Below are 22,142 nucleotides of genomic sequence, written 5' to 3' on the forward strand. Positions count from 1 at the left end.
GGCTGTTTGACGCAATGGTCAACGGGTACCGGACGGCATGGCCGTCAACCAGGAAGCCCAACACGCCCCACCCGAGCCCGACGATCCGCGAAAGCCGGATTCACCGACCGATCTGACCAAGCCGTCGGTTCTGTTCGTGCTGCGCAAGACCGTGCGCGAGTTTCGGCAGGATCAGTGCACCGATCTGGCCGCCGCCTTGACGTATTACGCCGTTCTCTCGCTGTTCCCCGCGCTGCTGGTGTTGGTGTCTCTGCTCGGCGTGATCGGCCAGGGCCGTCGCACCGTCGACGCGGTGCTCGAGACGGCAGCCCGTGTCGTGCCGAGCGACGCACTGGATCTGCTCCGGCCCACGATCGAACAATTGGTGCAATCGCCGTCGGCCGGCCTGGCTTTGGTGACCGGGGCGGTCGGCGCGCTGTGGTCGGCGTCGGGCTACATCGGTGCGTTCGGGCGCGCGATGAATCGCATATACGAGATCGACGAGGGTCGCCCGGTATGGAAGCTGCGCCCGCTGCAGCTGGTGCTCACCCTGGCCGGGTTGCTGCTGGCCGCGGCCGCCGCGGTGATGCTGGCGGTCAGCGGCCCGGTGGCAGAAGCAGTCGGCAGGGCTATCGGGGCCGGATCGGCGGCGGTGACGGCGTGGAACATCGCGAAGTGGCCGGTGTTATTCGTCTGCGTCGTATTGGCGGTGGCGGTGCTCTATTACGCCACGCCGAACGTCAAGCAGCCGAAGTTCAAGTGGATCAGTGTCGGGGCTGGATTCGCGATCCTCACCTGGATCGTGGCGTCCGTGCTGTTCGGCCTCTACGTCTCGAACTTCGGGAGCTACAACAAAACCTACGGCGCCCTTGCCGGTGTCATCGTGTTCCTCTTGTGGCTGTGGATCACCAACCTGGCCTTGCTGTCGGCGCCGAACTCGACGCCGAACTCGAGCGCGGCCGTCAGCTGCAGGCCGGCATTCGCGCCGAGCGTGACCTGCAACTGCCGCCGCGGGACACCCGGGTGCTCGACAAGAACGAGGAAGCCGAAGAAAAGGACATCAAGCGCGCCGAGGCACTCCGCCGGAGTAGGGGTGAGGACGGATAGCGCATACTCACGGGCGTGACTCGTCGCATCCACGTCATCGGTATCGGCGCGGGCGACCCGGATTATGTGACCGCGCAGGCCGTGCGGGCGCTCAACGACACCGCGGTGTTCTTCGCGATGGACAAGGGCGAGGGGAAAAGCGATCTGGTGGCGCTGCGGCGGACGATCTGCGAACGGTTCATCGGCCACGCGGACTACCGGTTCGTCGAACTGGCCGATCCGCCGCGCGCCAAGGACACCGATTACCGGCAGGCCGTCGCCGACTGGCACGCGGCGCGCGCCGCTGTCTGGGCAGAGGCCATCGAACGGGAACTTCCGCCCGACGGCGTCGGTGCCTTCCTCGCGTGGGGCGATCCGTCGCTGTACGACAGCACGCTGCGGATCCTCGACGCCGTGGCTCAGCGCGTCGACATCGAATACGACGTCATCCCCGGCATCACGGCGATTCAGGCGTTGACGGCGCGACATCGCATCCCGCTCAACGACATCGGCGAGCCGGTGCTGATCACCACCGGCAGGCGGGTGGCCGCCGACGGCGTCGACGGCAGCGCGGTGGTGATGCTCGACGGCGACTGCGCGTTTCGGTCCTGCCCGCCGGACACCCGCATCTGGTGGGGCGCCTACCTCGGCACGCCGGACGAGCTGCTGGTGTCGGGCACCGTCGGCGACGTCGGTGAGAAGATCGCCGAGCTGCGGGCGCAGGCCCGCGCGCGGCACGGCTGGATCATGGACACCTACCTGCTGCGCAGCGGGTAGCGTCAACCGGCATGACGGCATTCCTGCTGCGCGCAGCGGTGAACGGGGTGGCGTTGTGGATCGTCACGCTGGTCGTCTCCGGAGTGGAATTCGTCGGCGGCGACACGCCTGCACAGAAGGTCGGGATCATCTTCGTCGTCGCGGTGATCTTCGGCTTGGTCAATGCGATCATCAAGCCGATCGTGCAGATCATCTCGATACCGCTTTACATCTTGACGCTCGGGCTGTTCCACGTCGTCATCAACGCGTTGATGCTGTGGATCACCTCGCGGATCACCGAGCACACCACGCACTGGGGCCTCTACATCGACGACTTCTGGTGGACGGCGATCTGGGCGGCGATCGTTCTGTCGGTGGTCAGCTGGGTGCTGTCGCTGATCGTGCGCTGAACCTCAGCGTGCGAGGGCTGCGACGGCGGCGATCGCCTGGTCGATCTCGTCGTCGGTGTTGTAGTAGTGCGGGGAAAGCCGCACCAGCGGATGCACGCCGCGCTCGTCGAACTGATTGTGCTCGGGCACCGTGGTGCTGACGTTGATGCCCTGTCGTAACAGCGCATCCGCGACGGCCTCGCTGTCGACGCCGGACACTTTCGCGGTCACGATCGCGCACTGTTCGCGTCCCAGGTCGTGCACGGTCACACCGTCGGTTTCGGCCAGCCCGCGTCGTAGCCGGGCGCCGAGGTCGCTGCTGCGCTGCGCGATGTTCGGCAGGCCAAAGTCGAGCGCCTGGCGCACCGCGACGCCGAGGCCGACGACGTTGACGTAGCTGTTCTCCCACGTCTCGAACCGCTGAGCACCGTCGGCCCATGTGAACGATCGCCCGCCGGTCCAAGTGGCAGAACGGATCTCGGCGACAAACGGTTCGAGTCGCTGCAACGCGCGCGGGCCGGTGTAGAGGAAACCTGTGCCGCGTGGCCCGCGGAGGAACTTGCGGCCGGTTCCGGTCAACATGTCGGCACCGATCGCCGTGACGTCGATCGGGAACTGCCCCACCGCTTGAGTCGCGTCGAGCAGATACAGGACGTCGGCGTCGTTGGCGATGCGTCCGACCTCGGCCGCCGGGTTGACCAGCCCGCCTGCGGTGGGAACCCAGGTCAGTCCGATCAGTTTGGTGCGCTCGTCGAGGAGGTCGGCCAGTGCGGCGACGTTGATCTGGCCGGTCTCGTCGTCGGGCACGACGACCACCTCGGCGCCGGTACGCTGCGAGACCTGAAGGTAGGCAAGCACATTGCTGCCGTACTCGCTGCGGCCGGTCAAGATGCGGTCGCCTGCTTTCAGCGGCACCGAATAGAACGCGGCGTTCCAGGCGTGGGTCGAGTTGTCGAACAACGCGATCTCGTCGGCGCGGGCGTTCAGCAACTCGGCGAGTGCCCGGTAGGTGTCGTCGATGCGGTCGGCGGAGGCGACGGCCGCCTCGTAGCCACCGATGTGGGCCTCGAGGTGCAACTGGTGCGTCATAGCCTCGATCGTCGGGTTGGCCAGTAGCGCGGCACCGGCGTTGTTGAGGTGATTGCGGTGAGCACATCCGGGGGTGAGCGCGCGCAGGGCGGCGATGTCCATGCCGTGAGAGGTTAGGGCAGACTGGAGTCATGCCGGAGTTACCCGAGGTCGAGGCCCTGGCCGACCACCTGCGTCGGCATGCCGTCGGCCTCACCGTCGGGCGCGTCGACGTGGCCGCGCTGTCCGTGTTGAAGACGTTCGACCCGCCGCTGACGGCGGTGCACGGCCAGGAGGTCGTCACCGCCAACAGGTGGGGCAAATACCTGGGCCTGCAGGCCGGTGACCTGCACCTGATCACCCACTTGTCGCGGGCGGGATGGCTGCGCTGGTCCGACAGGCTCGCGGCGGGCCCGCTCAAACCGGGCAAGGGTCCGATCGCGCTGCGCGTGCACCTCGGCACCCCCGGTGAGGCGCCCGGGTTCGACCTCACCGAGGCGGGCACGCAGAAGCGGCTGGCGGTCTGGCTGGTCGACGATCCGGCGGAGGTTCCCGGGATCGCCGCGCTCGGGCCGGACGCCCTCGAGCTGACGCCCGAGGGCTTGTCCGACGTGCTGGCCGGGCAGAGCGGCCGGATCAAGACCGTGATCACCGACCAGAAGGTGATCGCCGGAATCGGCAACGCCTACAGCGACGAGATCCTGCACGTGGCCAAGCTGTCGCCGTTCGCGACCGCAGGTAAGTTGTCCGATGCGCAGCTATCGGCGCTGCACGACGCGATGATCTCGGTGCTCACCGACGCCGTGCAGCGCTCGGTCGGTCAGAAGGCCGCAACGCTGAAGGGCGAGAAGCGATCCGGTCTGCGCGTACACGCCCGCACCGGGTTACCCTGCCCGGTGTGCGGCGACACCGTGCGGGAAGTGTCGTTCGCGGACAAGTCTTTTCAGTACTGCCCGACCTGCCAGACCGGCGGCAAGGTGCTAGCCGACCGGCGGCTGTCGCGACTGCTCAAATGAGTCAGCAGTAGGACCGCGTCGCCGACTCCAACGCCTGCCGGTAGAGCGGATCCAGGTGCCTACCTGCGGCCACGGCATCGGTCGCCTGCTGCAACTCGACGCGACACGTCGGTGCGTGCAGTGAATTCCATTGCTGGGCAATCTCGTTGACCATCGTTTTGTTGTACCCGTCGATCTCCGTGCGCGATGCGGACAGGTCGGGCGCGGTGGTCGGGGCGCCGGCGGGATCGAACTTCCACTGCGCGAACCGTGAGTACTCGATGCCTTCGGTCGCGCCGATCTGGTCGGTAAAGACTCTGCGGACGTAATTCGCGTCGATGCCGTGGGCGCTGGCGTCGGCGGCGACCGAATCGAGAACCTGATTGGCGCGCTGCGTATCGGTGATCGAGCCGCCGGTGAGCCATTTCGATGCGGCCACCGGATCGGCGGTCGCCAGCCGCTGGGCGGCGGTGTCGACCAAGCGGTACAGCGGACTGTCCGCGGCCTGGGCGGTCGCGGGCATTGCGAGCAGGCCTGACAGCATTGAACCGGTCACCAGGAATGCAGCAGTTCGATTACGAGTCATGGGTACATCATGCTTACGCTGTCTGAGTGACTCGCCAGAAGATCTTGATCACCGGCGCCAGCTCCGGCCTCGGCGCAGGTATGGCCCGCATTTTCGCTTCCAAGGGATGCGACCTCGCGCTGTGCGCGCGACGCATTGACCGCCTCGAGGAACTCAAGGCAGAGCTGACCGAACGCAACCCCGGCATCAACGTCGCCATCGCGGCTCTCGACGTCAACGACCACGAGCAAGTGCCCAAGGTGTTCGCCGAGCTCTCCGACCAACTCGGCGGCATCGATCGCGTCATCGTCAACGCAGGGATCGGCAAGGGCGCGCCGCTGGGATCCGGCAAGCTCTACGCCAACAAGCAGACGATCGAGACCAATCTGATCGCCGCACTGGTGCAAATCGAAACGGCCATCGAGATGTTCAAGAAATCCGGTGGCGGACATCTGGTGTTGGTGTCCTCGGTGCTGGGCAACAAGGGTGTGCCCGGCATCAAGACCGCGTATGCCGCCAGCAAGGCGGGTGTTTCGTCGCTGGGTGAGTCGTTGCGCGCCGAATATCCAAGCGGCCCCATCAAAATCACAGTGCTCGAGCCCGGCTACATCGAATCGGAGATGACGGCCAGGTCGGCGTCGACGATGATGATGGTCGACAACGAAACGGGCACAAGGAAGATGGTCGAGGCCATCGAGCGTGAAAAAGGTCGCGCCGTCGTGCCGTGGTGGCCGTGGGCGCCGCTGGTGCAGCTGTTAAAGGTGTTGCCGCCGCGGCTCACCAAACCTTTCGCGTAGGTCTGCTAGAGGTTTAGGGCTGCCTGGCTCGTGGTAGGCAGGTTGTATGACCGTGAAAGTGAAGACCCTGCCCCCATTGTTCTTTGCGGGCGCTGCGGCAACCGCGATCGCGCTCGCACCGGCCGCCGCCGCTGAGCCGGCTCCGCCGTGTGTCAATCCTGATGGAACGGCGTGTGAGGTCGCAGGTCCCGGTGGCGCCTCGGGCGAAGTTCCCGGTGGCGTTCAAGGTGGCGCCGGACCTGGAGGCGCCGCAGGCAGCCTGCCCGGCGGCGTGTTCGGTGAGGCCGGCCCCGGCGGAGCCAGCGGTTGCGTCCCAGGTTTCTGCACCACCATCCCCGCGCCGTAACCTGACCGCAGCAACGCGTAACGCTGAGTGACAACCGAATACAAACGAACGCGGCAGCAGCGTCGGTGGGGCGTCGCTGCCGCGTTCGTCTATTCGTGGTAGACCAAGATCATGGCGAAAATCGCGCGACTGACCCCAATTTTGTTCGCCGGTGCCGCTGCCGCTGCGCTCGCCGTTGCTCCGGCCGCCTATGCCGACCCGCCGCCCCCGCCACCGTGCGTGAACGCCGACGGTTCGCCGTGCTCGGGCATTGCCAACATCAATGCGGGCGGCGCCGACATCAACGTCCCGTACGGGCCGAGCGGCACAGCTGATCGCGGCGGCGCGGGCGGATCGATCCCGTACGGCCCGTTCGGCAGCGCCGACGGCGGTGGCGCCAGCGGTGGCTTCTGGAACGGCCCGACCGGTTCCGCCAGCCGTGGTGGCGCGAGCGGCTGCATCCCGAATGTGGGCTGCCTGAGCATCCCGGCGCCCTAACTCCACTTCTCGATTCGCGAGACGGAATCCTCGTAGGACCCTTCTCGAACTTTCGCTGCTAGGACTCCGTCTCGCGGGTGATCGCGGCCGGGTGTGCCGGTTTACTTGACGACTCGTTGGGTTTTTACAACAATCAGTTGTATGAGTCCGGTGCGAAGGGGTGAAACGCTCCCCATCCATAATCGAATCGGTGTGTTACGCGCCGAACGGGGGATGACTCGGGCGCAGCTGGCGGAATTGATCAACGTCAACCCGCAGACCGTCGGCGCGCTCGAGCGCGGAGACCACTATCCGAGCCTGGATCTGGCGTTCCGAATCTGCGATGTGTTCGGCCTGCCCGTCGAGGCGGTCTTCTCACGCAAACCCTTCGCGCCATTGTCCACCGAGCTCTACGCCCGAAACGATCGAGCACAAGGAGGCGCGCATGTCCGCCACGAACAGTGAACCGACGATCCTCGACCGCTACGAGGACTTCCGGACCAGGCGCTTCCTGCGACACGAGGAAACGTATGCGAATGCGCTGCCGCGCTGGCGCACTCAGCACAGGCGGCGCATGCTCGTCGTCGGCATCGCGGCCTCACTGGGCCTGATGGCATGTGTGAGTGTGGTGTGCGCCTTCGGATTTCGGCAGGCCGCGCTGCTGTGGATACCGGCGACACTGGTGTTCTTCCCGATGTGGATCATGCTGCAGATCGCGTCGGGCAGGCAGGGCGATGCGCCACGGCGAACGCTCGACGAGTTCGAGCTGCAGCAGCGCAACAACGCGCGATCGATCGGTCTGGTCGTGACGCAGAACCTGATGCTGCTGCCGATCGGTTACCTGATCATCGCGTCGACGACCATGCGCGATGTCGACGCCAAAGCCGCGCTCGACATGGCCTACGCCGGCGGGCTGATGACGTTGGCCGTCTTGATGATCGGCGGCTGCCTACCCGTGATGATCCTGGGCTGGACCAGGCGCTCGGACGAGGTGACCGGTTAAACGGTGCGGCCGCGTTCGGCGCGATAGCGGCGCACCAGCGCGTCGGTCGAGCTGTCCGATTGCTTGGCGGGCGCGTCGTCGCCGGTGATGACCGGCAGCAGCGCCTTGGCCTGAGTCTTGCCCAGTTCCACACCCCACTGGTCGAACGAGTCGATACCCCAGATGACGCCCTCGGTGAAGACCTGATGCTCGTAGAGTGCGATCAGCTGGCCGATCGTCGACGGCGTCAGCTGGGTGCCGAGAATCGACGTCGTCGGCCGGTTCCCCGGCATCACCTTGTGCGGCACCACATTTGGTGGTGTGCCCTCGGCGGCGATCTCCTCGGCCGTTTTGCCGAACGCCAACACCTGCGTCTGGGCGAAGAAGTTGCTCATCAACAGGTCGTGCATGCTGCCGGTGCCGTCGGCGGTGGCCAGATCGTCGGTGGGCTGGCTGAACCCGATGAAGTCGGCGGGTATCAACCGCGTGCCCTGGTGCAGCAGTTGGTAGAACGCGTGCTGCCCATTGGTTCCTGGCTCGCCCCAGAAGATTTCGCCGGTGTCGGTGGTGACGGGTGTGCCGTCGGCGCGCACCGATTTGCCGTTCGACTCCATCGTCAGCTGCTGCAGGTAGGCGGCGAAGCGGGCCATGTCGTTGGAATAGGGCAGCACAGCGCGTGACTGCGCGCCGAAGAAGTTGTTGTACCACAGGCCGATAAGGCCAAGCAGCGCAGGCGCATTCGCCTCCAGCGGTGCGGTGCGGAAGTGTTCGTCGACGATGTGGAAGCCGGCGAGGAACTCGGCGAACCGCTCCTTGCCGATCGCGGCCATCACCGAAAGGCCGATAGCCGAATCCACCGAGTAGCGGCCGCCGACCCAATCCCAGAAGCCGAACATGTTGTCGGTGTTGATGCCGAACTCGTCGACGAGCTTCTTGTTCGTCGACACCGCGACGAAGTGCTTGGACACCGCGGCGTCGCCGAGCGCATCAGTCAACCAGCGCCGCGCCGCCGTCGCGTTGGTCAGCGTTTCCAGCGTCGAGAACGTCTTCGACGCCACGATGAATAGCGTTGTGGCGGGGTCCAGCCCGTCGAGCTTGGCCACCAGGTCGGCGGGGTCGACGTTGGACACGAACCGGCAGGAGATGCCGGCGTCGACGTAGTGGCGCAGCGCGTCGTACACCATCACCGGGCCGAGGTCGGAGCCACCGATGCCGATGTTGATGACGGTGGTGATGCGCTGGCCGGTCGCGCCGGTCCAGTCGCCGCTGCGCAACCGATCGGTGAACTCGCCCATCCGGTCCAGCACCTCGTGCACGTCCTTGACGACGTCCTGGCCGTCGACGACGAGCTCGGCGCCGCGGGGCTTACGCAACGCGGTGTGCAGCACTGCGCGGTCCTCGGAGGTGTTGATGTGCGCCCCGGAATACATCGCGTCGCGACGCTGTTCTAGATTCGCGGCTTTCGCGAGATCGACCAGCAAACTCAGCGTTTCGCGGGTGATCCGGTGCTTGCTGTAGTCGATGTAGAGGTCGCCGACGGTCAGCGCCAGTTCGGTGCCACGGGCGGGATCCTCGTCGAAAAGTTCGCGCAGGTGTTTGCCGCGGATCTGGTCATGGTGCCGCGCCAGGGCCTGCCATGCTGGAGTGGCCGTGATGTCGGAGATCTGCTGGATTTCGGCGGTCATACTCCGACCCTAATGCGGGGGGCTTGACCGAAGGAGTAAGAGAGAAGCTATGGATACCACCGCGCTGTTGAAGTCAGTCCCCACCGGCATCTGGATCGGCGGTGAGGAGCGCGAGGGTTCGTCGACCTTCGACGTGCTCGACCCGTCCGACGACTCGGTCCTCACGTCGGTCGCGAACGCCACCCCCGAAGACGCCATCGCGGCACTGGATGCGGCCGCGGCGGCGCAGGCCAGCTGGGCGGCCACCCCGCCCCGTGAACGCGGCGAGGTGTTGCGCGCGGTGTTCGAGAAGATCACCGAGCACGCCGAAGACATCGCCACGCTGATGACGCTCGAGATGGGCAAGGTGCTGCCCGAGAGCATGGGCGAGGTCAAGTACGGCGCCGAGTTCTTCCGCTGGTTCGCCGAGGAGGCCGTGCGGATCCACGGTCGCTACACCCCGAGCCCCGCGGGTACCGGCCGCATCCTCGTCACCAAGCAACCCGTCGGGCCGTGCTACGCGATCACCCCATGGAACTTCCCGCTGGCGATGGGCACCCGCAAGATCGGGCCCGCCGTGGCGGCGGGGTGCACGATGATCGTCAAGCCGGCGCAGGAGACGCCGCTGACGATGCTGCTGCTGGCCAAGCTGATGGATGAGGCCGGCCTGCCCAAGGGCGTGCTGTCGGTGTTGCCGACGACCGATCCGGGTGGGGTCACCACGGCGCTGATCGACGACGGGCGGCTGCGCAAGCTGACGTTCACCGGATCCACAGGCGTCGGCAAGGCACTGGCCAAGCAGGCCTCCGACGCGCTGCTGCGGCAGTCGATGGAGCTCGGCGGCAACGCGCCGTTCGTGGTGTTCGACGACGCCGACATCGACGCGGCCGTCGAAGGCGCGGTGCTGGCCAAGATGCGCAACGGCGGCGAGGCGTGCACGGCCGCCAACCGCTTCCACATCGCCAACTCGGTACGCGACGAGTTCACCGAAAAGCTGGTCAAGCGGATGAGCGAGTTCACGCTCGGCAAGGGCACCGACTCGTCGGCGACGCTCGGCCCGCTGATCAACGCCAAGCAGGTGGCCACGGTCTCCGATCTGGTGTCGGATGCGGTGTCGCGCGGCGCCAAGGTGGCGCTCGGCGGCGTCGCACCGGGCGGCCCGGGCAACTTCTACCCCGCCACCGTGCTGGCCGACGTGCCCGCCGACGCCCGCATTCTCAAGGAGGAGGTGTTCGGGCCGGTCGCGCCCATCACCGGCTTCGACACCGAGGAAGAGGGCCTGGCCGCCGCCAACGACACCGAATACGGGCTGGCCGCCTACATCTACACCCGCGACCTCGACCGCGCGCTGCGCGTCGCCGAGGGCATCGAGTCCGGCATGGTGGGCGTCAACCGCGGCGTGATCTCCGACCCGGCCGCGCCGTTCGGCGGCGTGAAGGAGTCGGGCTTCGGCCGCGAGGGCGGCTTCGAGGGCATCGACGAGTACCTCGAGACGAAGTACATCGCGCTGACGAAGTAGCGCATCTCAGGAGGCACTCAGGTCTCGCTGTCGAGCAGACGCAGAATCGCACCGACACGCCGTCGCTAATGCGATTCTGCGTCTGCTCGCGTTGGAAAGATTTCACCGGTGAGTGGCCACCGATGGGTCGCGCCGCCCCAGCGCGCCGTGAACCGGGGCGCACCCAGAGCATCCGTGCGACCGCGCCGCGGCGGTCATGCGAAGGCAGGCATCCCCGCGCTGGACGGCGTGCGCGCGATCGCCGTCGCGCTGGTGCTGGCCGATCACGGCGGCATCCCCGGTGTGGCGGGCGGATTCATCGGCGTCGACGTGTTCTTCGTCCTGAGCGGATTTCTGATCACCTCGCTGCTGCTCGACGAGCTCGGCCGCACCGGCAGCATCGACCTGCCCGGCTTCTGGGCCCGCCGGGCGCGACGCCTGCTGCCCGCGCTGGTCGTCATGGTGCTGGCCGTCGTCGTGCTGCGCGAGCTGTTCCCGGAGGAGTCCGTCGCGGCGGTGCGCGACGACGCCGTCGGCGCCTTCTTCTGGATGATCAACTGGGTCTTCGTATTTCGCGACACCGACTACTTCACCCAGGGCGACACCCCTTCGCCGCTGCAGCACACCTGGTCGCTGGCGGTGGAGGAGCAGTACTACGTCGTCTGGCCGCTGGTGCTGGTGGTCGTCGCGGTAGTGCTCGCGCTATTGACCCGGCGTCGGCCGAACCGGCCGAAGCTGCACACGGTGCGCATGGTGATCTTCGCGCTGGCGTTCGCCGGCGGCGCGGCATCGGCGGTGGAGGCGTGCCTGCTGGTCAACGAGGAGTCGCTGAACCGGGTGTACTTCGGCACCGATACGCGTGTCCAGGCGCTTCTCGTGGGCGCGGCCGCGGCGGCGCTGCTGGTGGGGGACTGGTCGGCGCTGGCGCGCTACGGCACGCAGCTGCGGTCGCGGTGGGGCCGCGTGATCGCGCAGGTGCTGCCGCTGATCGGGCTGACGATGCTCGGGGTGGTGGCGCATTTCGCCACGGGCGGCGCGCCGGAGTTCCGTCGCGGGCTGCTGATCGTCGTCGCGGTGGCCGCCGTGTTCGTTGTCGCCCCGATCGCACTGGAACAGCGCGGCCTGGTGGCTCGCGTGCTGGCGCTGCCGCCGCTGGTGTGGCTGGGCATGATCTCCTACGGCGTCTACCTGTGGCACTGGCCGATCTTCCTGGCGCTCAACGGCGAACGCACCGGGTTGACGGGCCTGTCGCTGTTCGCGCTGCGGGCGCTGGCGACTGTCACGGTGGCCGCGATGTCGTGGCTGCTGATCGAGCAGCCCATCCGGCGGTGGCGGCCCGTGCATGTGCCGCAGCTGCGGCTGGCGGCGGCGACGCTGGCCACCGCGGCCGTCGCGACCACCGTCGTCGTCCCGGTCGGCATCCGGCAGGACGGCGAGCACCCGCAGATACCGCCCGAGGTGCTGGCCGCTGCCGTGCACCCCGAGGTGCCGGTCGAGGTCGGCGACACCAGACGGGTGGCGCCGGGGACGCGTCGGGTCGCGGTGTTCGGGGACTCGATGGCGTGGACGATGATGCGGTACCTGCCGCCGACGCCGGGATTCTCGTTCATGGACTTCACCACGATCGGCTGCGGTATCGCGCGCGGCGGGCCGTACCGGTCGACCGGCGAGACGCTGACACAGAAGCCTGAATGCGAGACGTGGCCCGCCAGATGGGCGCAGCGGATCAACCATGCCAAACCCGATGTCGCGCTGCTCATCGTCGGCCGCTGGGAGACCGTCGACCGCGTCAACGAGGGGCACTGGACGCATGTCGGCGAGCCTGCGTTCGACAACTACCTCAGCGGAGAGCTGCGGCGGGCGTTCGACATTCTCGGATCCACCGGCGCGCGGGTGGTGGCGACGACCGCGGCCTGCAGCCGGCGCGGTGAGCAGCCCGACGGGTCGTTGTACCCGGAGGACGAGCCCGAGCGCGTCGAAGCGTGGAACAAGTTGCTGCGCCGCGTCGCCGGACAACGCAAGAACATCGAGGTTCTCGACCTCAACGAGAAACTATGTCCCGACGGCGTTTACACCAACCGCATCGACGGCATCAAGATGCGCATGGATGGCTTGCACCCCACGCCCGAGGCCGTGAAATGGTTGACGCCGTGGCTGCAGGACGCGCTGCGCTGACCTAGTGGCCGAGGCGGCCACGGCCCAGCCGCAGCAGCAGCATCGCGAGGTCCTTGCCCTCGGGGCCGAGCTCGCTGTAGCGCTCGATGACCTTCATCTCGCGGCTGTGCACCAGGCGGGTGCCGCCGGAGGCCATCCGGGCCTTGCCGATGAGCTTGGACACCTCGGTACGACGCTTGACGGCGGCCAGGATCTCGGCGTCGAGCCGGTCGATCTCCTGGCGCAAATTGTCGATGTCGGCCACGGGCTCCGTTTCGATAGTCATTTCGTGCTCCTCGTCGTGTGGGGCGTTTCGTGGGAGTTGTGGTCTCATCCGGCTTCGGGCCTCACACATGAAACGAGCCCCGGATCCGGAAGCGGACCACGGGGCTCTAGAAAGCAGCTAGACCACGGGCACCGCTCGCCGGTACCCGTAGAAAAATCGATGCTGCTTGCTGAGCACGAAATAAGTGTGCCACCAGGGCGCCGCCAGCGCAAAAAGTGTCGACCCACAGCGGTAAGTTGGGGCTGACATGACTGTGCACCTAAGCCATCCTCCGCCGAGTTCAACGGCTGACCAGCTCCTCGAAGGGTTCAACCCGCAACAGCGCCAAGCCGTGCTGCATGAGGGTTCGCCGCTGCTCATCGTGGCTGGTGCCGGGTCGGGGAAGACGGCGGTGCTGACCCGCCGGATCGCCTATTTGCTGGCCGCCCGCGACGTCGGCGTAGGGCAGGTGCTGGCCATCACGTTCACCAACAAGGCCGCCGCCGAGATGCGCGAACGGGTGGTGTCGCTGGTCGGCCCGCGGGCCCGCTCGATGTGGGTGTCGACGTTCCACTCCACGTGTGTGCGGATCCTGCGCAACCAGGCGTCGCTGCTGCCGGGCCTGAACTCCAACTTCTCGATCTACGACGCCGACGACTCACGCCGCCTGCTGATGATGATCGGCAAGGACATGGGCCTGGACACCAAGCGGTACTCGCCGCGGCTGCTGGCCAACGGCATCTCCAACCTCAAGAACGAGTTGATCGGCCCCGAGCAGGCCGCCGCCGAGGCGCACGAGGCCGCCGACGACCTGGCCCGCATCATCGCCGAGGTGTACGGCGAGTACCAGCGTCGGCTGCGCGCGGCCAACGCGCTGGACTTCGACGACCTCATCGGCGAGACGGTCGGCGTGCTGCAGGCGTTCCCGCAGATCGCCCAGTACTATCGGCGGCGGTTCCGGCACATCCTCGTCGACGAGTATCAGGACACCAACCACGCGCAGTACGTGCTGGTGCGCGAATTGGTGGGCACCGAGACCACCGTCGACGATCTGCCGCCCGGCGAGCTGTGCGTGGTGGGCGACGCCGACCAGTCGATCTACGCGTTCCGCGGCGCGACGATCCGCAACATCGAAGACTTCGAACGCGACTTCCCCAATGCCACAACGATTCTGCTTGAGCAGAACTACCGCTCGACGCAGAACATCCTGTCGGCGGCCAACGCCGTCATCTCCCGCAACGCAGGCCGCCGCGAGAAGCGGTTGTGGACCGACGCAGGCGAGGGCGAGCTGATCGTCGGGTATGTCGCCGACAACGAGCACGACGAGGCGCGCTTCGTCGCCGAGGAGATCGACGCGCTGGCCGACCGCGGCGAGATCTCCTACAGCGACGTCGCGGTGTTCTACCGCACGAACAACTCGTCGCGCGCGTTGGAAGAGGTGTTCATCCGCGCCGGCATTCCGTACAAAGTCGTTGGCGGCGTGCGCTTTTACGAGCGCAAGGAGATCCGCGACATCGTCGCCTACCTGCGTGTGCTGGACAACCCCGGCGACTCGGTGAGCATGCGGCGCATCCTGAACACCCCGCGGCGGGGGATCGGCGACCGCGCCGAGGCATGCGTTGCCGTCTACGCCGAAAACACCGGATGCACGTTCAACGACGCGTTGCAGGCCGCCGCCGAGGGCAAGGTGCCGATGCTGAACACCCGCGCGGAGAAGTGCATTTCGGCGTTCGTCGAGATGCTCGACGACCTGCGGGGGCGTCTCGACGGCGAGTTGGGCGAGTTGGTCGAGGCGGTGCTCGACCGCACCGGATACCGCGCCGAGCTGGAAGCCTCGAGCGACCCGCAGGACTTGGCGCGGCTGGACAACCTGAACGAATTGGTCAGCGTTGCACACGAATTCAGCACCGACCTGGCCAACGCGGAGGCGACGGGGACCGATCTCGACGACGAGGACGTGCCCGATACCGGTGTACTGGCGGCGTTTCTCGAGCGGGTGTCGCTGGTGGCCGACGCCGACGAACTACCCGAGCACGGCTCGGGTGTGGTCACGATGATGACGCTGCACACCGCGAAGGGTTTGGAGTTTCCCGTCGTGTTCGTGACGGGTTGGGAGGACGGCATGTTCCCGCACATGCGGGCGCTGGGCGATCCCACCGAGCTGTCCGAGGAACGGCGGCTGGCCTATGTCGGCATCACCCGTGCGCGGCAACGGCTTTACCTCAGCAGGGCCAAGGTGCGCTCGTCGTGGGGTCAGCCGATGCTCAACCCGGAGTCGCGGTTCCTGCGCGAGATCCCGCAGGAGCTCATCGACTGGCGCCGCACCGACACCACACCGTCGTTCTCGGCGCCCGTCGGCAATGCCGGCCGGTACGGCACACCGCGGCCGTCGCCAGCGCGGGCGACGGTGGGCAAGCGGCCGCTGGTCGTGCTGGAGCCAGGCGACCGGGTCAACCACGACAAATACGGCCTCGGCCGCGTCGAAGAAGTGTCCGGCATGGGCGAATCGGCGATGTCGCTGATCGACTTCGGCAGCGCAGGCCGCGTGAAGCTGATGCACAACCACGCGCCGATCCAGAAGCTGTAATCCCCCGGTCCAAGGTGAATTAGCTCTAGTTTTCGCTCCAACGTGAAATTTCTGCGAAATTCGGCCACAAACCTCGCGCATTTTGCACGCTCGGCGTAACTGAGCGTAGCGAAGGGAGCGCTCGATGAACGTGCACGAAACCGTCGAGCACGCCCTGGCGACCGAGGCGCCTTTCGGGAACGCTCGCGCCATCCTCGATGGCAGGCGCGACGTCCTCATCGGCCAACTCGAAGAACTGGCGATGCCCGAGGCGACCCGGCTCGTCGAGGCCGTACGGCAGCGCGATCGCGATTGGCATCGGCTGTTCGCCGAGACGACGCTGCGGTCGGCCATCGGGCACGCGCACAAGCAGGTGGTCGACGGCGTCCCGCGCCGGCCTCAGCTGCTGCATCTTTCCGATTGCGCGGCCGTCATGAAGTGGCGACACGCTTCGCCGAAAGCTGGCAGATGACCACCGGCGCACGGGGACGGAGCGCATGCGTCAGCGCCTGCATCGGCTGGCGCAGCTGTGCCCGCCGTCGATCGCGCCGCCTTCGCGCCAACGGGACTGAGCCCCACCGCATTTCGTTTCGACGCGGCCGCCACCACCACAGATGTTGGGCTGGTCGGAATGGAATTCGCCGGCCCGGCAGATTTCGGGCCGGCTCAGCCGGTCGGTCCCGCTGACGAGGAAGTGCTCGCGGGCCTGGCAGAGCGTCTGCGCGCACACGGCAAGCTCGACCGGTTCGGAGTGCGGCTGATCCGCAATCAGCTCGGCATCTCAGAGGACCAGGAGTTGATGGAGACCTGCGACAAGCCGCGGCGCGCACTGCACTGCGCCGTCATCGACACCGCCGAGCGGCCGACGGACAAGGCCGTTGAAACCACGTGGCGGGTCACGCCTGCGGTCGGCGACGGTCCGTCCGCCAGCCAATGGTGTAGCAGCGTGCACTGCTACCACTCCTGCTACCACTACTGATTGGGGTCGATCGGGTAATCACGTCGGGTCGAGGGGACGGCCGCCGATGCGGCGCGTCTGGGTGATCGTCACGCTCTGGGGGCTGCTGGTCGTCCAGTATGCGGCCGACACCTTCGCCACATCGGCTGGGCGAGAAGCGTTTCCGACGGTCACCATGCCGACGTTCAGCGCGGCGAGTATCGGCGATGACGGGTCGGCTCGCGTGGTGGAACGCACGGTCCAGGTCATCGGTCGCGACGGGACCGTCAAACCGGTAGGTGTGGCTGCGCTGCTCGCGCCGCTTCATTCCGGGCCGGCGTCGTTGACATTGGACCGGCTGCTCAAGCCGTCCGCCGATGGCGCCGAGCCCTCCCGCGAAACGGTCGACTGGCTGAAACACCAAACCCTGCGGCTGGCAATCACATCCGACCCGATAGGCCTCCGAGTGGTGTGGCAACCAGCCGTAGTAGACCTGCGCGCCATGACGAGGACGCCTGCGGGTCCGCCGACGGTTCGCGAGGTGTGGTGGTGAGCGTGCTCGACCGCGCGGGTGCGGCCATCGACTGGATCAGCGAAGGCTACCGCCCGGCGGCGCGGCCACTGGCAGCCCTGCGGATCGTGTTCGCCCTTTACGTGTTGGTGTGGCCGAGGGACATCTCGTGGCTCGCGACGATGTCGGCGACAGGCTTCGACCCTCCGGCGGGCCCGTTTTCACTTCTTCCCGGCCCTGCCCCTGCGACTGCGATCCATGTGCTGGAGGTTCTTCGAGTCGTTGTCGCGCTGTGGCTGCTGATCGGATGGAAGACCGGTATCGCGTCCGGTCTCCTCGCGCTGATCTTGGTCGTGTGCAGCGGGCTCGCATACTCATTCGGGAAATCCGACGATGTCATCCTGTTCGACTTGGCGCCGCTCATGCTCGGCCTCGCCGGCTGGGGTTCGGCGTGGTCGAAGGACGCGCGGCTCGGTAGCGCTGCACGGCCGAGGGGTTTCCCGATGTTCGTGTACGCCACGCTGATTGCCTTCGCGATGTTCACCGCTGCGGCCGCAAAAGCGACGACGGGCTGGCTTCTGCCCACGCGGCAGGCCACCCGCTTCTTTGTCGTCGTGACCGCCGACAGTCCGCGGTCCGGACTGCTCGCCGATACGGTGTTGCGGTTCGACAACGCGGTGTTCTGGAAGGCGCTCGACTATGCGACCGCGTTCGTCGAGGGCTGGTTGGTCGTTGCGGTGTTCATTCCCATCCTGTTTCGCGTCGGGCTCGTTCTGATGGGCCTGTTTCACGTCGGGGTGTGGCTGCTTCTGGGCATCGATTTCCACCTCCACGCCTTTGTGTACGCGGGGTTCTTCCTGGTGCCGCCCGCGTGCTACTGGCGTGAGTTGGCGCTGCTGCGAAATGTGCGGACACGTTTGGCGCGACCCGTTGCAGTCATCCCGCAGGGTGCCTCGTGACCCGCGCCGAGACCGACAAAATGGCGAAATCCACTCGCACTTTTGCGCCCAAATGTCGGTTTGGGCGTGAAGGGGCGCGGGCTAGGGGTGGGCCCAGCGCGCGGTGCCCGGCAGCAGCGTGAGCGCGATGGTGAGCAGCGGCAGCACCGGGATCGCATACACCACCGGCGCCAGCTTCGCGCCGGCGATGAACAGGCTGGCAAAGATCAGCAACCCGATGACCGAGCCCACCACGACGAGAAGGCGTGCCGTCCGTCGGCGCAGCAGCAGCGCGATCAGACCGCTGATCAACGCCCCGGCGGAGACCAGCGTCAGAAATCCGACCGCCACGCAGAACAACCGGTCCGACGCCCACCAGCCGGTGATGAGGTCGGTGGCGATCACCGCGGTCGCCCAGCCGCTCAGGATCGCCAAAACCGCTGTGGCAACGGCCGTTTTGGGGCTGGGCTTGCGACGCACGCCGGGGGTCGGCTTGGCCTGCGGGATGTAGGTGGTCTGCTGCTCGGATTGCGCGTCGATGTGAGTGGTGCGGGGATCCTCGAGCTGGGGCAGTGACCCGGTGGGATGGCGCTTGATGATGCCGGTCTTCGGCGCCGACAAACCGTCGGAAGTCGGTCCGTCGGAGGTCAGTCCATCAGAAGGTGGGGACGAATCGTCCGGGTCACTCACACCCACCGAGACTAGTTGGTTGGGCTGAGTCCTCGTTTGGCCAGCCAGCCGACCGGATCGACCCGGTTCGAGCCGTTCTGCAGCACCTCGAAATGCAGGTGCGGCCCGGTGGAATTGCCGCGGTTGCCCATCTGGGCGATCTGGTCGCCGGCCCACACGCGTTGGCCGACGTTGACGTTCCAGCTGTTGATGTGGCCGTAGAGCGTGACGGTGCCGTCGGCGTGGCGCAGCTTGACCCAGGCGCCGTAGCCGGCCGTCGGGCCCACATCGATCACCACACCGTCGGCGGCGGCGTAGATCGGGGTGCCGATCGAGTTGGCGATGTCGATACCGCCGTGCAGCACGCCCCAGCGATAGCCGAAGCCCGACGTGAACACGCCCTTGGTCGGCATCACGAACAGCGGCCGCTGCAGCCGGGCCTCGCGCTCGGCGCGCTCCTGAGCGAACGCGGCGGCCTTGGTGATCTCCTCGGCATGCACGGCCGAATTGGCGACCGACGCGACCGTGACCACCTGCATGCCGCCGGTTGAGCCCGTCATCCCGGCGCCGGTGACGTTCGCCGACTGGTCGGCGGCCAGGATCGTGTCGGAGCTCGAGGTCTCGTTGTTGTTCATCACCGAGTGCGCGGCCGCGGCGGTGGCCCCTGCAGCCATCGCGGCGATCATCAGTCGGCCTTTGACCGCGCTCGCGGTTTCCTTGCGGTGCTGCGCCGCGCGGCGCGCGCCCATGTCGATGATGTCGGTGGCCGCGACGCCGTCGCTGGTGTCGGTGTGGCTCTCGCGGTAGGCGTGCGCCGAGAGCCTCTCTTCTCCGGGTTCGGGGCGGAACTCCGACGGCACGACGAGCCGCAGCGGAACGAGGTCGTCGGTGTCGGCCATGTCGTCGAGCTCGGGTGCGTGGATGACCTGGCACTCGCGGTCGAACGCCGAACTGCTGTGAAACTCGAGGTCATCGAGCTTGCCGAACTCGTTGAACGGGATGATGTCGGTTACTTCAGTGGCGATCTCGCCGGCTTCGGGATCGACCCATCTGCTGCGAGGGTTCGTCGTCTCTCCGTCAGGAGAACTAAACGAACGCGACCCCGCCAACCTGAAATATCCTTCTAGTCGTGATCAGACCGTTATATAGACCGCTAGACGTTAACCAAATCCCAATGTTTGTGGCAACCCGAGACAGTATTCCGTCGGCGATTGTGACTTGTATCACGCCCCCCGCCCCGGTGACCTCGGCCACATGACTGGTGGGCGGTACCGATGGCCTCAGCGACGGTCGATAAAGTTCCCCCGAGCCCGTCGGGTGAAAGACAGTAACTCCGAGCAGACAGCGAGCTGATGGATCTTTTCGAGTACCAGGCGAAAGAGCTGTTCGCCAAGCACAACGTTCCCACCACACCCGGCCGGGTGACCACCACCGCCGAAGAGGCCAAGACGATCGCCGAGGAAATCGGCAAACCCGTCATGGTCAAGGCGCAGGTGAAGACCGGCGGGCGCGGCAAGGCCGGCGGTGTGAAATACGCGGCGACGCCCGACGACGCCTACACCCACGCCAAGAACATCCTCGGCCTGGACATCAAGGGCCACATCGTGAAGAAGCTGCTGGTGTCGGAGGCCAGCGACATCGCCGAGGAGTACTACATCTCTTTCCTCCTCGATCGCGCGAACCGCACCTACCTGGCGATGTGCTCGGTTGAGGGCGGCATGGAGATCGAAGAGGTGGCGGCGACCAAGCCGGAGCGGCTGGCCAAGGTGCCGGTGAACGCGGTGAAGGGCGTCGACGAGGCGTTCGCGCGGTCGATCGCCGAACAGGGCCACCTGCCCAGCGAGGTGCTCGACGCAGCGGCGGTGACGATCCTCAAGCTGTGGGAGATGTTCGTCGCCGAGGACGCCACGCTCGTCGAGGTCAATCCGCTGGTGCGCACGCCCGACGATCAGATCCTGGCGCTGGACGGCAAGGTGACGCTGGACGCCAACGCCGATTTCCGCCATCCCGAGCATGCCGAGTTCGAGGACCGCGACGCCACCGATCCGCTGGAGCTCAAGGCCAAGGAGCACGACCTCAACTACGTCAAGCTCGACGGCGAGGTCGGCATCATCGGCAACGGCGCGGGTCTGGTGATGTCGACGCTGGACGTGACGGCCTACGCCGGCGAGAAGCACGGCGGCGTGAAGCCCGCGAACTTCCTCGACATCGGCGGCGGCGCCTCGGCCGAGGTGATGGCCGCGGGCCTGGACGTCATCCTGCACGACCCGCAGGTCAAGAGCGTGTTCGTCAACGTCTTCGGCGGCATCACCGCCTGCGACGCGGTCGCCAACGGCATCGTCAACGCGCTGAAGATCCTCGGCGACGAGGCGAACAAGCCGCTTGTAGTGCGGCTCGACGGCAACAACGTCGAGGAGGGCCGCCGCATCCTGGCCGAGGCCAACCACCCCCTCGTCACCGAGGTGGACACGATGGACGAAGCCGCCGACAAGGCCGCCGAACTGGCTGCGAAAGCCTAAGACTTAAAAGGAGATACGGCTTATGTCCATTTTCTTGAACGCAAACTCCAAGGTCATCGTCCAGGGCATCACCGGCGGCGAAGGCACCAAGCACACCGCGCTGATGCTCAAGGCGGGCACCCAGCTGGTCGGCGGCGTGAACGCACGCAAGGCCGGAACCGAGGTGACCCACCAAGACAAGGATGGCAACGAGGTCAACCTCCCGGTGTTCGCCACCGTCGAGGAGGCGATGAAGGAGACCGGCGCCGACGTGTCGGTGGTGTTCGTGCCGCCGAAGTTCGCCAAGGACGCCATCATCGAGGCCATCGACGCCGAGATCCCGCTGCTCGTTGTGATCACCGAGGGAATTCCGGTGCAGGACACCGCATATGCGTGGGCCTACAACGTCGAGAAGGGCCTGAAGACGCGCATCATCGGCCCCAATTGCCCGGGGATCATCACGCCGGGCGAGGCGTTGGCCGGCATCACCCCGGCCAATATCAGCGGCAGCGGGCCGATCGGGCTGGTGTCGAAGTCGGGCACGCTCACCTACCAGATGATGTTCGAGTTGCGCGACTTCGGCTTCTCGACCGCCATCGGCATCGGCGGCGATCCGGTCATCGGCACCACCCACATCGACGCCATCGAGGCCTTCGAGAAGGACCCCGACACCAAGGTCATCGTGATGATCGGTGAGATCGGCGGCGACGCCGAGGAGCGGGCCGCCGACTACATCAAGGCCAACGTCTCCAAACCGGTCGTCGGTTATGTCGCGGGATTCACTGCGCCAGAAGGCAAGACGATGGGCCACGCCGGCGCCATCGTGTCGGGTTCGTCGGGCACCGCGGCTGCCAAGAAGGAAGCGCTCGAGGCGGCGGGTGTGAAGGTCGGCAAAACGCCGTCGGAGACGGCGAAGCTGACGCGGGAGATCCTGCAGAGCCTCTAACCTCTACCCCCTTTTCGGCGAGCGTGCGTGTCTGCAGCCGACACGCCGGCAGAATTCGCGAGTTCACGCACGCTCGC

The 22,142-nt window shown here is 66.7% G+C and carries 23 protein-coding genes and 1 pseudogene; 18 read left to right on the forward strand and 6 right to left on the reverse strand.

The features are described from left to right. Positions 1 to 37: 37 nt before the first annotated feature. The 3 genes and pseudogenes from CQY20_RS08040 (at position 38) to CQY20_RS08050 (ending at position 2,231) form a co-directional block, all read left to right on the forward strand. Positions 38 to 1,086, forward strand: a pseudogene (locus CQY20_RS08040) (YihY/virulence factor BrkB family protein). 15 nt (positions 1,087 to 1,101) lie between these two features. Next, on the forward strand, positions 1,102 to 1,842 hold the full coding sequence (gene cobF, locus CQY20_RS08045; protein ID WP_097939554.1) for a precorrin-6A synthase (deacetylating): 741 nt from the start codon (positions 1,102 to 1,104) through the stop codon (positions 1,840 to 1,842). An 11-nt stretch (positions 1,843 to 1,853) separates the two neighbouring features. Next, the gene (locus tag CQY20_RS08050; RefSeq protein WP_097939555.1) at positions 1,854 to 2,231 is read left to right on the forward strand and encodes a phage holin family protein; all 378 of its coding nucleotides are present in this window, start codon (positions 1,854 to 1,856) and stop codon (positions 2,229 to 2,231) included. Positions 2,232 to 2,234: 3 nt separating this feature from the next. On the opposite strand, the gene CQY20_RS08055 is transcribed toward CQY20_RS08050, so the two are convergent. After that, on the reverse strand, positions 2,235 to 3,401 hold the full coding sequence (locus CQY20_RS08055; RefSeq protein WP_097939556.1) for an aminotransferase class V-fold PLP-dependent enzyme: 1,167 nt from the start codon (positions 3,399 to 3,401) through the stop codon (positions 2,235 to 2,237). Positions 3,402 to 3,430: 29 nt separating this feature from the next. Here CQY20_RS08055 and CQY20_RS08060 point away from each other — a divergent pair, with 29 nt between their 5' ends. Further along, positions 3,431 to 4,294 carry an Fpg/Nei family DNA glycosylase gene (locus tag CQY20_RS08060; protein ID WP_097939557.1) on the forward strand — a complete coding sequence of 288 codons (864 nt, stop codon included), beginning with the start codon at positions 3,431 to 3,433 and terminating at the stop codon, positions 4,292 to 4,294. A gap of 1 nt (position 4,295) precedes the next feature. Here the strand turns inward: CQY20_RS08060 and CQY20_RS08065 are convergent, their stop codons facing one another. Continuing rightward, positions 4,296 to 4,859, reverse strand: coding sequence for a chorismate mutase (locus CQY20_RS08065; protein ID WP_097939558.1), 564 nt, complete (start codon positions 4,857 to 4,859; stop codon positions 4,296 to 4,298). A 26-nt stretch (positions 4,860 to 4,885) separates the two neighbouring features. On the opposite strand from CQY20_RS08065, the gene CQY20_RS08070 reads away from it, so the two are divergent. The 5 genes from CQY20_RS08070 to CQY20_RS08090 all read left to right on the forward strand — a co-directional run bounded on the left by CQY20_RS08070 (position 4,886) and on the right by CQY20_RS08090 (position 7,440). Next, the gene (locus tag CQY20_RS08070) at positions 4,886 to 5,635 is read left to right on the forward strand and encodes an SDR family oxidoreductase (protein ID WP_097939559.1); all 750 of its coding nucleotides are present in this window, start codon (positions 4,886 to 4,888) and stop codon (positions 5,633 to 5,635) included. A gap of 46 nt (positions 5,636 to 5,681) precedes the next feature. After that, positions 5,682 to 5,981, forward strand: a complete 300-nt coding sequence (locus CQY20_RS34460; RefSeq protein ID WP_097939560.1) for a hypothetical protein — start codon at positions 5,682 to 5,684, stop codon at positions 5,979 to 5,981. A gap of 111 nt (positions 5,982 to 6,092) precedes the next feature. Beyond that, on the forward strand, positions 6,093 to 6,458 hold the full coding sequence (locus tag CQY20_RS08080) for a hypothetical protein (RefSeq protein WP_165789245.1): 366 nt from the start codon (positions 6,093 to 6,095) through the stop codon (positions 6,456 to 6,458). A gap of 141 nt (positions 6,459 to 6,599) precedes the next feature. After that, the gene (locus CQY20_RS08085; protein ID WP_163701700.1) at positions 6,600 to 6,902 is read left to right on the forward strand and encodes a helix-turn-helix transcriptional regulator; all 303 of its coding nucleotides are present in this window, start codon (positions 6,600 to 6,602) and stop codon (positions 6,900 to 6,902) included. Next, positions 6,883 to 7,440 carry a hypothetical protein gene (locus CQY20_RS08090; protein WP_097939562.1) on the forward strand — a complete coding sequence of 186 codons (558 nt, stop codon included), beginning with the start codon at positions 6,883 to 6,885 and terminating at the stop codon, positions 7,438 to 7,440. The genes CQY20_RS08085 and CQY20_RS08090 overlap by 20 nt, the downstream gene beginning before the upstream one ends. On the opposite strand, the gene pgi is transcribed toward CQY20_RS08090, so the two are convergent. Then, positions 7,437 to 9,104: a glucose-6-phosphate isomerase gene (gene pgi / locus CQY20_RS08095; RefSeq protein WP_097939563.1), complete on the reverse strand. Its 1,668-nt coding sequence runs from the start codon at positions 9,102 to 9,104 to the stop codon at positions 7,437 to 7,439. The genes CQY20_RS08090 and pgi overlap by 4 nt on opposite strands. Before the next feature lie 49 nt (positions 9,105 to 9,153). On the opposite strand from pgi, the gene CQY20_RS08100 reads away from it, so the two are divergent. Together CQY20_RS08100 and CQY20_RS08105 are read left to right on the forward strand one after the other, a co-directional pair. Continuing rightward, the gene (locus tag CQY20_RS08100) at positions 9,154 to 10,602 is read left to right on the forward strand and encodes an NAD-dependent succinate-semialdehyde dehydrogenase (protein ID WP_097939564.1); all 1,449 of its coding nucleotides are present in this window, start codon (positions 9,154 to 9,156) and stop codon (positions 10,600 to 10,602) included. Positions 10,603 to 10,776: 174 nt separating this feature from the next. Then, complete coding sequence (locus tag CQY20_RS08105) at positions 10,777 to 12,756, forward strand: acyltransferase family protein (RefSeq protein ID WP_234816153.1); 1,980 nt, start codon at positions 10,777 to 10,779, stop codon at positions 12,754 to 12,756. A 1-nt stretch (position 12,757) separates the two neighbouring features. On the opposite strand, the gene CQY20_RS08110 is transcribed toward CQY20_RS08105, so the two are convergent. Continuing rightward, complete coding sequence (locus CQY20_RS08110) at positions 12,758 to 13,069, reverse strand: chorismate mutase (protein WP_097939565.1); 312 nt, start codon at positions 13,067 to 13,069, stop codon at positions 12,758 to 12,760. Positions 13,070 to 13,268: 199 nt separating this feature from the next. Between CQY20_RS08110 and pcrA the strand changes: the two genes are divergently transcribed. From pcrA to CQY20_RS08140, 5 genes are all read left to right on the forward strand, one after another. Further along, the gene (gene pcrA / locus CQY20_RS08120) at positions 13,269 to 15,587 is read left to right on the forward strand and encodes a DNA helicase PcrA (RefSeq protein ID WP_097939566.1); all 2,319 of its coding nucleotides are present in this window, start codon (positions 13,269 to 13,271) and stop codon (positions 15,585 to 15,587) included. A gap of 124 nt (positions 15,588 to 15,711) precedes the next feature. Continuing rightward, positions 15,712 to 16,038, forward strand: a complete 327-nt coding sequence (locus CQY20_RS08125; protein ID WP_097939567.1) for a hypothetical protein — start codon at positions 15,712 to 15,714, stop codon at positions 16,036 to 16,038. Between the two features lie 57 nt (positions 16,039 to 16,095). Continuing rightward, positions 16,096 to 16,545, forward strand: a complete 450-nt coding sequence (locus CQY20_RS08130; RefSeq protein WP_097939568.1) for a hypothetical protein — start codon at positions 16,096 to 16,098, stop codon at positions 16,543 to 16,545. 46 nt (positions 16,546 to 16,591) lie between these two features. After that, complete coding sequence (locus tag CQY20_RS08135) at positions 16,592 to 17,056, forward strand: hypothetical protein (RefSeq protein ID WP_097939569.1); 465 nt, start codon at positions 16,592 to 16,594, stop codon at positions 17,054 to 17,056. Further along, positions 17,053 to 17,973 (forward strand): hypothetical protein, encoded by a 921-nt coding sequence (locus CQY20_RS08140; protein ID WP_133119045.1) that lies wholly within the window; start codon positions 17,053 to 17,055, stop codon positions 17,971 to 17,973. The genes CQY20_RS08135 and CQY20_RS08140 overlap by 4 nt, the downstream gene beginning before the upstream one ends. An 81-nt stretch (positions 17,974 to 18,054) precedes the next feature. Here the strand turns inward: CQY20_RS08140 and CQY20_RS08145 are convergent, their stop codons facing one another. After that, complete coding sequence (locus tag CQY20_RS08145) at positions 18,055 to 18,642, reverse strand: hypothetical protein (protein ID WP_371871148.1); 588 nt, start codon at positions 18,640 to 18,642, stop codon at positions 18,055 to 18,057. A gap of 11 nt (positions 18,643 to 18,653) precedes the next feature. After that, the gene (locus CQY20_RS08150) at positions 18,654 to 19,730 is read right to left on the reverse strand and encodes a M23 family metallopeptidase (protein WP_097939572.1); all 1,077 of its coding nucleotides are present in this window, start codon (positions 19,728 to 19,730) and stop codon (positions 18,654 to 18,656) included. 243 nt (positions 19,731 to 19,973) lie between these two features. Here CQY20_RS08150 and sucC point away from each other — a divergent pair, with 243 nt between their 5' ends. Continuing rightward, positions 19,974 to 21,140: an ADP-forming succinate--CoA ligase subunit beta gene (gene sucC, locus CQY20_RS08155; protein WP_097939573.1), complete on the forward strand. Its 1,167-nt coding sequence runs from the start codon at positions 19,974 to 19,976 to the stop codon at positions 21,138 to 21,140. A gap of 22 nt (positions 21,141 to 21,162) precedes the next feature. Continuing rightward, positions 21,163 to 22,065, forward strand: coding sequence for a succinate--CoA ligase subunit alpha (sucD, locus tag CQY20_RS08160; protein WP_097939574.1), 903 nt, complete (start codon positions 21,163 to 21,165; stop codon positions 22,063 to 22,065). Positions 22,066 to 22,142 lie beyond the last annotated feature (77 nt).

Origin of the sequence: Mycolicibacterium agri (genome assembly GCF_002553505.1) — a bacterium.
GTDB lineage: Bacteria > Actinomycetota > Actinomycetes > Mycobacteriales > Mycobacteriaceae > Mycobacterium > Mycobacterium agri.